Origin of the sequence: Methyloceanibacter sp., from assembly GCF_035650995.1 — a bacterium.
Lineage (GTDB): Bacteria > Pseudomonadota > Alphaproteobacteria > Rhizobiales > Methyloligellaceae > Methyloceanibacter.
Window position 1 is genome coordinate 15,957 of the sequence record NZ_DASRGO010000196.1, and the last position, 11,623, is coordinate 27,579.

Annotated in this window: 15 protein-coding genes; 8 read left to right on the forward strand and 7 right to left on the reverse strand. The window is 64.8% G+C overall.

Features of this window, described 5'->3' with window-relative positions; genetic code table 11:
* Nucleotides 1-120 precede the first annotated feature (120 nt).
* The 6 genes from VFB18_RS14700 to VFB18_RS14725 all read left to right on the forward strand — a co-directional run bounded on the left by VFB18_RS14700 (nucleotide 121) and on the right by VFB18_RS14725 (nucleotide 4,365).
* Nucleotides 121-1,137 carry an OmpA family protein gene (locus tag VFB18_RS14700; protein ID WP_324976931.1) on the forward strand — a complete coding sequence of 339 codons (1,017 nt, stop codon included), beginning with the start codon at nucleotides 121-123 and terminating at the stop codon, nucleotides 1,135-1,137.
* An 86-nt stretch (nucleotides 1,138-1,223) separates the two neighbouring features.
* Nucleotides 1,224-1,667 (forward strand): hypothetical protein, encoded by a 444-nt coding sequence (locus tag VFB18_RS14705; RefSeq protein ID WP_324976934.1) that lies wholly within the window; start codon nucleotides 1,224-1,226, stop codon nucleotides 1,665-1,667.
* 23 nt (nucleotides 1,668-1,690) lie between these two features.
* A complete protein-coding gene (locus VFB18_RS14710; RefSeq protein ID WP_324976937.1) occupies nucleotides 1,691-1,852 on the forward strand; it encodes a hypothetical protein in 162 nt (53 codons plus the stop codon).
* A gap of 109 nt (nucleotides 1,853-1,961) precedes the next feature.
* Nucleotides 1,962-3,197, forward strand: a complete 1,236-nt coding sequence (locus VFB18_RS14715) for a hypothetical protein (RefSeq protein ID WP_324976940.1) — start codon at nucleotides 1,962-1,964, stop codon at nucleotides 3,195-3,197.
* Nucleotides 3,198-3,218: 21 nt separating this feature from the next.
* Complete coding sequence (locus VFB18_RS14720; RefSeq protein ID WP_324976942.1) at nucleotides 3,219-3,836, forward strand: DUF1036 domain-containing protein; 618 nt, start codon at nucleotides 3,219-3,221, stop codon at nucleotides 3,834-3,836.
* A gap of 259 nt (nucleotides 3,837-4,095) precedes the next feature.
* A complete protein-coding gene (locus tag VFB18_RS14725) occupies nucleotides 4,096-4,365 on the forward strand; it encodes a hypothetical protein (protein WP_324976945.1) in 270 nt (89 codons plus the stop codon).
* Nucleotides 4,366-4,382: 17 nt separating this feature from the next.
* Here the strand turns inward: VFB18_RS14725 and VFB18_RS14730 are convergent, their stop codons facing one another.
* The 3 genes from VFB18_RS14730 to VFB18_RS14740 form a co-directional block, all read right to left on the reverse strand.
* On the reverse strand, nucleotides 4,383-4,661 hold the full coding sequence (locus VFB18_RS14730) for a hypothetical protein (RefSeq protein ID WP_324976947.1): 279 nt from the start codon (nucleotides 4,659-4,661) through the stop codon (nucleotides 4,383-4,385).
* A 183-nt stretch (nucleotides 4,662-4,844) separates the two neighbouring features.
* Entirely contained in the window at nucleotides 4,845-5,045 is a 201-nt protein-coding gene (locus VFB18_RS14735; protein ID WP_324976949.1) for a hypothetical protein, read from the reverse strand.
* A 204-nt stretch (nucleotides 5,046-5,249) separates the two neighbouring features.
* Nucleotides 5,250-5,639 carry a hypothetical protein gene (locus VFB18_RS14740; RefSeq protein WP_324976951.1) on the reverse strand — a complete coding sequence of 130 codons (390 nt, stop codon included), beginning with the start codon at nucleotides 5,637-5,639 and terminating at the stop codon, nucleotides 5,250-5,252.
* A gap of 173 nt (nucleotides 5,640-5,812) precedes the next feature.
* On the opposite strand from VFB18_RS14740, the gene VFB18_RS14745 reads away from it, so the two are divergent.
* Together VFB18_RS14745 and VFB18_RS14750 are read left to right on the forward strand one after the other, a co-directional pair.
* Complete coding sequence (locus VFB18_RS14745; RefSeq protein ID WP_324976954.1) at nucleotides 5,813-7,255, forward strand: Nramp family divalent metal transporter; 1,443 nt, start codon at nucleotides 5,813-5,815, stop codon at nucleotides 7,253-7,255.
* Between the two features lie 78 nt (nucleotides 7,256-7,333).
* Nucleotides 7,334-7,834 (forward strand): hypothetical protein, encoded by a 501-nt coding sequence (locus tag VFB18_RS14750; protein ID WP_324976957.1) that lies wholly within the window; start codon nucleotides 7,334-7,336, stop codon nucleotides 7,832-7,834.
* A 126-nt stretch (nucleotides 7,835-7,960) separates the two neighbouring features.
* On the opposite strand, the gene VFB18_RS14755 is transcribed toward VFB18_RS14750, so the two are convergent.
* The 4 genes from VFB18_RS14755 to VFB18_RS14770 form a co-directional block, all read right to left on the reverse strand.
* A complete protein-coding gene (locus tag VFB18_RS14755; RefSeq protein ID WP_324976959.1) occupies nucleotides 7,961-8,353 on the reverse strand; it encodes a VOC family protein in 393 nt (130 codons plus the stop codon).
* A 15-nt stretch (nucleotides 8,354-8,368) separates the two neighbouring features.
* Nucleotides 8,369-9,160 (reverse strand): succinate dehydrogenase iron-sulfur subunit, encoded by a 792-nt coding sequence (locus tag VFB18_RS14760; RefSeq protein WP_324976962.1) that lies wholly within the window; start codon nucleotides 9,158-9,160, stop codon nucleotides 8,369-8,371.
* Nucleotides 9,161-9,234: 74 nt separating this feature from the next.
* Nucleotides 9,235-9,519 carry a hypothetical protein gene (locus VFB18_RS14765; protein ID WP_324976964.1) on the reverse strand — a complete coding sequence of 95 codons (285 nt, stop codon included), beginning with the start codon at nucleotides 9,517-9,519 and terminating at the stop codon, nucleotides 9,235-9,237.
* A 38-nt stretch (nucleotides 9,520-9,557) separates the two neighbouring features.
* Nucleotides 9,558-11,417 carry a CHASE3 domain-containing protein gene (locus VFB18_RS14770; RefSeq protein WP_324976967.1) on the reverse strand — a complete coding sequence of 620 codons (1,860 nt, stop codon included), beginning with the start codon at nucleotides 11,415-11,417 and terminating at the stop codon, nucleotides 9,558-9,560.
* Nucleotides 11,418-11,623 lie beyond the last annotated feature (206 nt).

Here is an 11,623-nt window from a genome sequence, read left to right on the forward strand (position 1 = left end):
ATTCCCTTCGTTTGCGGAACGGTTTTGCGGCATAGTCATCGCTCGACACGGTGCCTCCGCCGAACTGTACGCTCGTGAAGTAGTCCCGCCATTTTGCCGCCCAATCTCAGGAGAGCGAATATGAGTTGTTGCAAGGTCCAGCGGTACGCGACCCTTGTCGCGGCGCTCACCCTCCTCTGCATGCTGACGCTCGGCGAGGCCGTCGCAGCCGACGTGGCCGGAAGCGGCGATCATCCGCTGGTCGGCCGCTTCGAGGGGGCGGAGATCGTCGGCTACAGCGTGAAGGAATACGACGAGACGCAGATCATTGAGGGTGCATTCGCGCCCGAACATGCCGGAGACCGGAGCGGCAACGGCTTCAGGACCATCGAGGGCAAGATCATCCTTATCTACTACAAGCTGCCGCAAGGCCGCTCGAGCCTCGAGGTGCTGCGCAACTACCAGGACAGTCTGAAGGCCAAGGGCTTTACCATCATGTTCGCCTGCGCGACCGGAGATGGCACCTGTTTCGAGAGCCGGCAGCAGGACGCCGCCTATTATCTCGGCAACGCCATCGGCGATCCGCTCAACCTGCCCAAGCTCGACGACGACTACGTCCACAATTGGTTCGAGCAGCAGGGCCGCTACCTCTTGGCGCGGCTCGACCGCCCAGAGGGCGCCGTCTATGTCAGCCTTTATCTCGGCGAGAGCGCGCGCGGCAATGTCGCCGTCGTGCGCGTGGTCGAGACCAAGGAAATGGAGACGAACAAGATCGTCTTCCTCAACGCCTCGCAGATGGAGCAGGCGATCGCCCAATCCGGCAAGGTTGCCCTCTATGGCATCTTGTTCGATTTCGACAAGGACGTGGTGAAGCCGGAATCGAAGCCCACGCTCGATGAGATCGCCAAGCTGATGCAGGGCAAGCCCGACCTGAAGCTCAAGGTCGTTGGACATACCGACAACCAAGGCACGGCCGAGTACAATCTCGATCTTTCCCAGAGGCGCGCCGCCAACGTTGTTGCGGCGCTGACCGCGGGCTACGGCATCTCGGCGGACCGGCTCACGGCCGAAGGCGCGGGCCTAACGCAACCCATCGCGCCGAACGACACGGACGAGGGGCGCGCCAAGAACCGGCGGGTCGAACTCGTCGCGCAATGATGGGGACAAGCGGCGCTTCGGCGAGCGAAAAGCCGCCCGATTGGCTGTAGACTTCTCCTTCCGCGATCTTCGCGGGGAGGAATCCCATGACGCAAAGCGGGCCGGACACGCCGGACAGCGAGCCTCTCGAGGCGCCGCATTGGCCGCTCGTGGTGTGGGCGGCGCGATGCAGCGTCTATCTCCTTGCCCAGGGCGGCATCCTGCTCCTCTCCTACGCGTATTACGGCTTCGGCACCGACCCCGACCACTTCGCAATCGGCTTCAGGCTCGACCCGCTTCTCGCCGCGGTGCATTTCGTATGGGGTCTCGCCGGCACGTTCATCGGCTTCTACCGCCCGCGCTATGCGACGGCCTACGCGCTCGCCTTCGCGGTCTTCTACACGGCGCTGGCCTCGCTCGGCAGCCTGACGCCGTATCATTTCGGCATGAGGCTTGGGCACAACATCAACGTGTTTCACTGGTGCGTGGCGTTGTTCGCCTGGGCGGTCGGGCTTTACGCTCTGTGGCACAAACGGAGCGCCGCGTGCTGATCCAGCGATTTGAGGAGGCAACTATGAATGTCAATTACAGCATCGAAGGTGCCAAATACGGCATCAGCTTCGGCACGGCGCTCGCCATCGCCATTTCCTATACCAACAACCATTCGATCCTGTGGGCCATTATCCACGGCTTCTTCAGCTGGTTCTACGTCATCTATTTCGCCCTGTTCAAATAGGGCCAAAGGCGCTCCTTCTCGCAAGGCTGTTTTGGGGCTAATCTCCGGCAGAAGGCGGGAGAGCGGCGGCCGCCATCGACGGTTCGGCGTCGCGTAGAGGGTAGAAATCATGCACCGGTCCTGGGTCTCCTCGGCTTCGGCCGCGCTCCTTGCGTGCGCCGCTTTTCTCCTCGCCGTTCCGTCCGACGCCGGACAATATGAAGGCGCACCGACCTTCTCGGCCGGGCAGGTGCTCCAGGGCATCCCCTTGCGCGGCGCCGACTATTCGATCGGCAACAGCGTCCCGGTCGAGAACTTCCAATATGTGTTCAGCGTGAATACCAAATGGGGTCCGTTCAGGGTCAAGGGCAGCGATCTCTTACGCGTGCGGCTGCGCGAGATCGCGGCAACCGCAAAACTCGAAGAGGTGAACGGCGCCGAGACGGCGGTCGAATCGGCCGGCAAGACCGCGCTCCGGCCGCTCAACACCGCGAAGGACCTCGTGACCAACCCAGGGCAGACCATCGGCGATACGTTTCGCGGCGTCGGCCGCGTGTTCGGCAGCGCCGACGCCGCGATGAATGCGACCGATCCGCATGGCGACAGCATCGTTGCATCGGTGACGGGCGGCGCCTCGGCGCGGCGCAAGGCCGCCTTCAATCTCGGGGTCGACCCCAACACGACCTTTTCGCCGCTTGCCGATCAGTTGAAGCGGGTCGCCACCGCAAGCGCGGTGGGCGAGACCTCCGCCAATGTCGGCATGAGCTTCGTGGCCGGACCCGCGGGCTTTGCCATCGGCGCGACCGGTACGTCGAGCCAGCTGCGCGATCTGCTCCGCGACAAGTCGCCGGCTGATCTCGAGAAGGACGGGCGCAAGTCGCTCACCGCCATCGGCATCTCGCAAGGCACGATCAACGCCTTCTATGCCAACCCCAACCTTACGCCGACTGACAAGGCGGTTATCGTGACGGTGATGGAAAATCTCGGGAACGCTCAGGGGCGGGAGCTGTTCATCGCCGGCGCGGCCAACGCCTCCTCGATCGAGATGGGCTTCTTCTACCGCCATCAGGCCATGCTGATTCAGCAATATTCGCGCAAGATCTCGCCGGTGCGCGGCTTCGTGAGCGTGGGCGGCGCCCCCATGCTTGCGACCGCAAACGGAACCGTCAGCATTCTTCCGGTTGATTATCTCACCTGGAGCGCGCCTCTCGCCGGCCTTGTGGGCGGGAGCCGCAGCGGCGAATTGTGGATCACCGGAACCGCGAGCCCTGGGGCGACCGCCCAGCTCGCGGCGCTCGGCTGGAAGGTTGTGCCGAGGGCCGGCACGCGGCTTGGAACCTATCCGCAGCTCGCCGGCTGGAATTGATTTTCGCCGAAGGAGGGCAACATGGCTCTCTTGCGATCCTGCCTTGGCTTAGCCGTACTCGGGGCGCCACTTCTCGTCCTGTCCCCGGCGCGCGCCGAAGAGGGCGAGATCAGCTTCTGCAACGAGTTTCCGCACACGCTGTACATCGCCATCGCCTACGAACAGTACCCCGACAACTACATCTCGCGCGGTTGGCTCGAGGTCGAGACCGGCAAATGCTACGTGTTCGATACGGCGATCCGCGTGCACGGCTTCTATTACCGCGCCGAGAGCGAGAGCTATCGCGAGGGAAAGCACAAGGTGAAGATGCTGTGGGGGACGGAGCGGAAGTTCGCCATCAGGGACTCCAATTTCCAGTCCTACAACGCCGATAAGGCTTATTCCGGCATGCGGCTCGCGGGCTTCGCCAAGGGCGCCGAGTCGAGCGGGGTGCCGGTCACCGCCATCGTCACCTTCACCGAGACCGGCGGATCGACCATCACCGTCCCCAAGCCGCAGGACGCCTCGGGCGGAGGCGAGGCCGCGCCGCCGCCGGCGTCGCCTCAGCGCGAAGCAAGTCCCGCCCCGCAAGGAGAGCCGCCGCCGTCGGCAGGCGGCATCGAGGACAAGTCCTCGGCGAGTTCTTCCGGCGGCCAATAACCGCCATCCCCCACCGCGGGTATGAAAAGAAGCCCGGCTCGGGGGCGGCCGGGCTTCTCATGCTCACGACTGGCGTTGGAGCCAAGCATCGATGCGTTGGCGGGGAGCCAAGGGGAGGAGCATCGATGCCGTGTGGGTAACGTGCGGCTTCCGATCAGGTTCCCCGGGCCGGCAGGACGGAATCGAGGCGGCGACCCCATATAATTAAAAGGTCGCTGCTCGCATCGGGCGACGGCGCCAAGAGTAAGGTCGAAAGCCCTTGAGACGCATCGTTGCCATGTTCGCCACCGCGGCTCTCTTGTCGTTGAGCGCGGTCGCGCTCGCCGATGCCGGCAGCAGCGTGAGCAGCCGCTCGTTCTCGACCGCTCCGCTTCTGATCAATCCTGGCGCGAGGTATTCGCTCGACTACGGGACCAAGTTCCACACCAATCCCGGCGGCAAGTACGTGTTTCGCGGCCAGGCGCGGAAGTTCCACACGAACCCCGGCGGCAAGTACGTCTATCCGGGTTACACCGCTGCGCCGCATTGAGCGGGAGGGGGAATTCATCAGTTTCGGGCTAGGAGGCCGGCGGGCAATTGCGATTGTCGCTCGCTTGTGGCCGGAACTTGGTCCTCCGTCCTAACCGCCGGCGGCAGAGTCGCCCAGGAGTCGGGCGAGGCTCCCGACAAGTCTATGACTTGAGGCATGTCCACCACGACCGAATGGAGCTCGGCCCGCTTCGACTGGATGACCACCGTTTCGACGGACTGAGCACTCGCGCCGCCCGTCGCGTAAGCGAGGACGATGGCGCCCAAGAGGCAAAGGGCGAGGAGCAAAATTTGCATGCGGAGCTCCGAGGCAGAGCCCGCCCGTCACACTCACAACCGCGCTGCCGAACAATCGTTCCGGAGATGAGTCGACGGCGACCCCTTTTTAAGTCGGAACGCTCGCGCTTTCTGACCGCTTTGGACCGCTCCCGCGGCACGTAAGCCGAAGGACAAAAGGGGATCTCGAATCGGCGCCTTTACTCAGGACGACAGGACGCGGTCGATGCGTTTTCTAGCCTCCTTCACCGCATCTTCCTTGCGCGGCGCGAGACTCCTGAGCGTGGACCGCGACAGGATGGGAAGGTCGGCGCGCGTGGGATGGACACTGACGCACCACTGCGACCATTCACGCCTAGGCACAATCTCATAGCCGCGATAACGGCAGGTTTCTGCGTTTGCCATCTGAGGACCTCGCGGTTAGGCCCCCCGTCTCTTGTCCAACGCGTCAACGGCCATACTGTTTCGTCAACGGCCAGACTGTTTCGCCCTGTCTGGAAGACTAGACATAGAACAATCAGCGGTGTGGCGGCGCGAGCAACCCCCGCGGGACCGCCAGGTCACGTCGCCCCTCACGGGGAGGGATGAGTTCGCGGGGGTCAAGCCGGGCTAATAGCCGACGACGACGCCACCACGCGGACCTACGACCGCGAAGCCCGGGCCGGGCGCCACATAGTCGTAATCGACCGGCGGCACCGCCTCATAGGCGACCGGCGGCGGGTAGGCCACGGGCGGACCGTAGGTAACCGTCGGCGGGTAATATGCCGGCGCGGCATACGGATCGTAGACATAGTCGTGTTCGATGATGACCCGGCGCCGCACCTGCTCGAGCTTCGCCGGCCCGCCGCGGTTCACGGCGTCGTTGATATAGGCGTGGTGCTCTCCGGCAGAGGCGGGCGTCGTCGCAACTGCCGCGCTGCCGAGAGCCGCAAGAAGAGTCGCACCGCCGAACGCCGCCAAGCGGGCGGAGCGCGTGATAGTGAGAGCCGTCCGTTTCATCGAAGCCTCCTTTATGTTGGCTTGTGGACCTCTAGGGCCAACAACGGGCGCCACGGGTTGTTCCGTAGATGCCTACGGCCGATATGTTGCCGCAGCTTGCCTCTTGTTGCACTTGCAAATTATTCGCATCTAAAATATGTTGACTGTGAGAGGTCCCCCCAAGAGGGAAGTCCATGCTCGATCGCACCAAGGCCGACACGGCCGATCCTGCGCTCGCTGAGCGCAACGATTGCCTGCGCGGCGCGGGCACCCGGTCGGCGCCGGCAGACCGCGCGGCGGAGGAGCACCACGACATCAATCGCGGCTGGCGGCGCGCCTCGCGCGAGCCCTCGCTCGCCGACGTGTTCGGCTCGATCAAGACGCGTCCCACGGGGCCAATGTGGCGGAAGCTCATCGCTTTCCTCGGCCCCGGCTATCTCGTCGCCGTGGGCTATATGGACCCCGGCAATTGGGCGACCTCGCTCGCCGGCGGATCGAAGTTCGGCTACGCGCTGCTGTCGATCGCGCTCCTCTCCAACATCATGGCGATCATCCTCCAGGCGCTCTGCGCCAGGCTCGGCGTGGCCTCTGGGCGCGATCTCGCGCAAGCCTGCCGCGACGCCTTTCCGCGTTTCGTCGCCTGGCCGCTCTGGGCGCTCGCCGAGCTTGCCATCTGCGCCACCGATTTGGCCGAGGTGATCGGAACGGCGATCGGGCTCAATCTCCTGTTCGGCATCCCGCTCGAGCTCGGCGTCATCCTCACCGCGCTCGACGTGTTCCTCATCCTCGGCATGCAGCGGCTCGGCTTCCGCTATATCGAGGCGTTCATCGTCGCGCTGCTCGGCGTGATCGCCGCCTGTTTCGGCATCCAGATCGCCATGGCCGATCCCGATTGGGGCCGGGTGATCTTAGGCTTCGCGCCGACGGTCGAGATCGTGCGGAATCCCGAGATGCTCTATCTCGCCCTCGGCATCCTCGGCGCCACGGTGATGCCGCACAACCTCTATCTCCATTCGGGCATCGTGCAGACGCGCGCCTATGGCCGCTCGGTCGCGGAGAGGCGCGAGGCGATCACGCTCGCCACCATGGACTCGACCATCGCGCTGATGTTCGCGCTCACCATCAACGCCTCGATCCTGATCCTCGCCGCGGCGACCTTCCACAAGATCGGCCAGACGAACGTGGCGGAGCTCGGCCAGGTGCATTCGTTCCTCGCGCCGCTGCTCGGCTCGGCGCTCGCACCCACTCTGTTCGGCATCGCGCTGCTCTGCTGCGGGCTCAACTCGACGGTGACGGCGACGCTGTCGGGCCAGATCGTGATGGAGGGCTTTCTCGACATCCGCCTGCCGCCGTGGATGCGGCGGCTCGCCACGCGCGCGCTCGCCATCATTCCGGCCGCGATCGTCACCATCTGGTGGGGATCGCAAGGCACGGCCAAGCTTCTCATCCTCTCGCAGGTGATCCTCTCGCTTCAGCTTCCCTTTGCCATCGTGCCGCTCGTGATGTTCACCGCGGACAAGCGCAAGATGGGTCCGCTCGTCGCGCCGCGATGGATCACGGCGCTTGCCGCCCTCGTCGCCGTGACAGTGATCGCGCTCAACGTCAAGCTGCTCGCCGATTTCTTTGCCGCGCTGTAGCTGGGGCGAGGAAATTGATGGTCACCTTCGCGTCGTTGCGCCATGATGTGGCCGGATTTCCGGGGCGGAGCTTTTGCCATGCGCGTTCCCCTCGCCCTCATCCCGGTCCTCGCCGCAGCCGCTTCGCTCGCGGCTTGCGCGACGGCGGTCCAGGGGCCGGCCGACATGGTGAACCGGATCACGGCGAGCGACCCCACCCAACCCTATATCGGCATGACCAAGGCCGAGGTGATCTCCTGCGCCGGCCAGCCGCATTCGCGCTACGGCGGCGCGGCGGGCGAGACGCTCACCTACCACTATAGCGGGGCGGGACCGGTGCCCGCGAAGGACGACAAGCAGGACGACAAGAAGCAGAAGGGCCCGTTTGCCGGCATTGGCGGCAAGAAGGACAAGGGCGGCTGGGACTGCACCGCGAGCTTCGTGTTCGACGGCGACCGCGTCGCGCGCATCACCTTCGCACATAAGGACGTCGACAGCCCCTATGCCTGGCAGAAGGAAAAAGACCCGGTGAAGCGGGAGAAGATGCGCACCACGCCGCCGCCGACCTGCGCCTTCTCCCTGCCCAACTGCCCGCGCTGATCTCTAATTACGTCATCGCCGGGCTTGACCCGGCGATCCAGGGCGCCTCGCTCGGAGTTCGTGGCCACCGGATGCCCGGCTCAAGGCCGGCCATGGCGCTTCGAGCTGGCAGGACGACAACAGTGATCACGCGGGGGCATGGCAGACGGCCTCGATGTTGTTGCCGTCGGCGTCGAGCACGAAGGCGGCGTAGTAATTGGCATGGTAATGCGGGCGCAAGCCCGGAGGGCCGTTGTCCCGCGCGCCGGCGGCGATCGCCGCTGCGTAGAAGGCATCGACCTCGGCGCGGTTGCGCGCGGCGAAGGCGACATGGACGCGCCCCTCGCCTGCGGGGCGGAGGCCTTCGCCGATCCAGAAGAACGGCTTGCCTTGAGCCCCGAAGCCGACCGCCGCGCCGCCTCCGGTCTCCTCGGCCGAGACCTGCATGACGATGCCGATGCCGAGCGGGGCGAGCGCCTTCAAATAGAACTCGGTCGTCCGGGCCACATCGCCGACCGAGATGCCGATATGGTCGATCATGGGCGTCCTTTGCCGCTACTCGGCGCGCTCGACCATCTTGCGCTTGAGGGAGGCGATCGCGGACGCCGGGTTCAGACCCTTGGGGCAGGCCTTGGTGCAGTTCATGATGGTGTGGCAGCGATAGAGCCGGAAGGGATCCTCGAGCTCGTCGAGCCGCTCGCCGGTGCGCTCGTCGCGGCTGTCCTCGATCCAGCGGTTGGCCTGGAGCAGGACGGCGGGGCCGAGATAGCGGTCGCCGTTCCACCAATAGGAGGGGCAGGCGGTCGAACAGCAGGCGCACAGGATGCACTCGTAGAGCCCGTCGAGCTTGTCGCGATCCTCCTTGGACTGAAGCCATTCCTTCTGCGGCGTGGGGGAATCGGTCTTGAGCCAGGGCTCGATCGAGCGGTGCTGGGCATAGAAATTCGTCATGTCCGGCACGAGGTCCTTGACCACCGGCATATGCGGCAAGGGATAGATGGCGATCACGGAGCCGCGCGCGTCGTCGGCATGCATGGTGCAGGCGAGCGTGTTGGTGCCGTCGATATTCATCGAGCAGGAGCCGCACACACCCTCGCGGCAGGATCTCCGGAAGGTGAGCGTGGAATCGACGTTATTCTTGATCCAGATGAGCGCGTCGAGAACCATCGGGCCGCACTCGTTCATGTCGACCCAATAGGTGTCGAGTCGCGGGTTCTCGCCCGTCTCGGGGTCGTAGCGGTAGATGCGGTACTCGCGCCAGCGCCCGTCCTCGGCCCCTTGCGGCGGCGGGTTCCACGCCTTTCCCTTGGTGACCTTCGAGTTGCGGGGAAGAGTGAACTGGACCATGGCGAGACCCAAAGCTAGGTGGCTGTGCGATCTAGGTAGCGAGAGACGCCGCCATCGGCAAGAAAAAGCCGCCTCTAGGCGGCTTCCTTGCCTTTGGCGCGGCGGATGAGGGCGCCGATGCCCCGCCTGAGATAGGAGGCGATAACCGCCGGCAGGAGGACGGCGAGCGCGGAGCCCGTCAGCCAGCCTCCGAGATAGGCGAGGTCGGCGCCGGCCAGCACGTTGCGGAGACCGATCAGGACGAGGCCCACATAGGCAAAGGCCGGCACGGCGCCGGCGATAATGGCGGTCTTGAGCCTCGTGCAGAACAGCCCAAGGATGAAGGATACCAGTGAGAAGACCGCACTGATCGAGCCCATGATCCCCCTTTGGCGCGCCGTGGCGGCGCCAGGCTGCCTCAGGCGTCGAGTATAGCGCGGACTTTGCGGGCAAGCGCGTGCTGGGTGTAAGGCTTGTTCAGGAGTTGAACGCCGGGATCGAGCCGTCCCTGGTGGACGATGGCGTTGCGGGTGTAGCCGGTGGTGAAGAGCACGCGCAGGCCGGGGCGGATGCCCCTGGCCTGGTCGGCGAGAGCGCGGCCGTTCATCGCGCCGGGGAGGACGACATCGGTGAACAAGAGGTCGATCGGGGAACCGTCGGCCAGGACGCTCAGCGCCTCCTTGGCGTCGCCCGCGGCAAACACGCGATAGCCGAGCCCTTCCAGAACCTCGACGGCATACTCGCGCACGCCGTCATTGTCCTCGACCACGAGAACGGTCTCGTCCTTTTTCGCGCTCGGCGTGGGCGTCGGGCGCGTGGGCTTGCCGGCGGGAACCGCCGCAACCTTTTCCGCTTCGCTCGCGCGGGGAAGGTAGATCTTCACCGTCGTGCCCTGTCCCTCTTCACTGTAGATGCGGACATGGCCGCCGGATTGCTTGACGAAGCCGTGCACCATGGCAAGCCCGAGGCCCGAGCCTTCGCCTTGCGGCTTGGTGGTGAAGAAGGGCTCGAACACGCGTTCGAGGACCTCCTTCGCGATGCCGGTTCCCGTGTCGCTTACGCACAGCATGACGTATTCCCCCGCCTCGATGTCGCCGAACTGCTCGACGTAGTGCTCGTCGAGGTAGCAGTTCGCTGTCTCGATGTTGAGATGGCCGCCGTGTGGCATCGCGGCCTTGGCATTGAGGGCGAGATTGAGCAGCACATTCTCGACCTGATGCGGATCGACGAAGGTCGGCCACACGCCGGCGCCGAGCACGGTTTCGAGTTCGATGTCCTCGCCAAGCGAGCGGTGCAGGATCTCGACCATGCCGGTGACGAGCCGGTTGAGATCGACGCGCTTCGGCTCGAGCGCCTGCCGGCGCGAGAAGGCGAGCAGGCGTTGGGTGAGCTGCGCGGCGGCGTTCGCGCCTTTCAAGGCCGACTGAACCGGCTTTGCGAGCTTCGCCTGGAGATCGGCACCATCCTCGTCGCCGGCCTCGGCGAGCTTGCGCTTGATGGTATCGAGATTGCCGATGATGACGGTGAGAAGGTTGTTGAAGTCGTGAGCGATGCCGCCGGTGAGCTGGCCGACCGCCTCCATCTTCTGCGATTGTTGCAATGTCGCCTCGGCCTCGAGGCGCCGCTTCGATTCGGCCTCGAGTTCGGCGCCGCGCTCGAGCAGGCCTTTCACCGCCGCCCGCGTCGAAACCGCCAAGATGGCGGCGAGGATGGTCGCGGTCAGCAGGGCAACACCGATCAAGCCGGCGAACAGATAGCGGGACTGAAGGGCTGCTGCCTGCCGCGCATCGAGAAGATTGCGCTCGGTGTAGAGCACCTGTTCGGTCTCGGCGCGAATCTTGGTCAAGAGCTCGCGGTCGTCGCGCGAATTGATGATGGCGAGCGCGGCATCCCGCTCTCCGCTCTTGGCCAAGGCGACGCATTTCTGCAGCTGCTCGGCCTTCGCCCCGATCAACCCGTCGAGGATCTTTACGCGGCCTTGCTGGACGATGTTGTCGGCGGTCAGCGCGGTGAGCGACTTGAGATGCGAACCGGCATCGGCCAGGGAGGGGGCGAACTGATCGAGGTCCGCCGCCTCCATGCTAAGCAGATAGCTGCGGACGGCGCTTTCGGCGTCAGTGGTCGAAATCAGAAAGGCCTGGGCCGCGTGCTGCACCTCGAAGGTATGCGTCACCCGAAGATCGGCCTGGCGGGAGCGCAACAGCCCGAAGACCAAGGCGAGCGTGGCGAGCGCGAGCAGAAGAAAACCCGAAGCGATGATGATTCTCGAGTTCTGCAACAGCCGATTTGCCCTTTCGACGCGATGCACAGTGAACCTCCTGCGCTCTGGCGCGTTTGCTAAACGCACAGCTAGACTGGTGGTTACCTTGCGTCATCGCAGGAGTTTCGCGTGCCGCGTATTCTGGTCTTAGATGACGAGCCGTTGATCTCCATGCTGGTCGAGGATTGGCTGACCGACCTCGGCTGCGAGGTAGTCGGACCCGT

Coding starts and splice junctions, on each gene's coding strand:
- VFB18_RS14730 (WP_324976947.1), bottom strand. CDS start 4,661: ATGCAAATTTTGCTCCTCGCCCTTTGCCTCTTGGGCGCCATCGTCCTC.
- VFB18_RS14710 (WP_324976937.1), top strand. CDS start 1,691: ATGAATGTCAATTACAGCATCGAAGGTGCCAAATACGGCATCAGCTTC.
- VFB18_RS14700 (WP_324976931.1), top strand. CDS start 121: ATGAGTTGTTGCAAGGTCCAGCGGTACGCGACCCTTGTCGCGGCGCTC.
- VFB18_RS14760 (WP_324976962.1), bottom strand. CDS start 9,160: ATGGTCCAGTTCACTCTTCCCCGCAACTCGAAGGTCACCAAGGGAAAG.
- VFB18_RS14765 (WP_324976964.1), bottom strand. CDS start 9,519: ATGGGCTCGATCAGTGCGGTCTTCTCACTGGTATCCTTCATCCTTGGG.
- VFB18_RS14740 (WP_324976951.1), bottom strand. CDS start 5,639: ATGAAACGGACGGCTCTCACTATCACGCGCTCCGCCCGCTTGGCGGCG.
- VFB18_RS14755 (WP_324976959.1), bottom strand. CDS start 8,353: ATGATCGACCATATCGGCATCTCGGTCGGCGATGTGGCCCGGACGACC.
- VFB18_RS14715 (WP_324976940.1), top strand. CDS start 1,962: ATGCACCGGTCCTGGGTCTCCTCGGCTTCGGCCGCGCTCCTTGCGTGC.
- VFB18_RS14735 (WP_324976949.1), bottom strand. CDS start 5,045: ATGGCAAACGCAGAAACCTGCCGTTATCGCGGCTATGAGATTGTGCCT.
- VFB18_RS14705 (WP_324976934.1), top strand. CDS start 1,224: ATGACGCAAAGCGGGCCGGACACGCCGGACAGCGAGCCTCTCGAGGCG.
- VFB18_RS14745 (WP_324976954.1), top strand. CDS start 5,813: ATGCTCGATCGCACCAAGGCCGACACGGCCGATCCTGCGCTCGCTGAG.
- VFB18_RS14720 (WP_324976942.1), top strand. CDS start 3,219: ATGGCTCTCTTGCGATCCTGCCTTGGCTTAGCCGTACTCGGGGCGCCA.
- VFB18_RS14750 (WP_324976957.1), top strand. CDS start 7,334: ATGCGCGTTCCCCTCGCCCTCATCCCGGTCCTCGCCGCAGCCGCTTCG.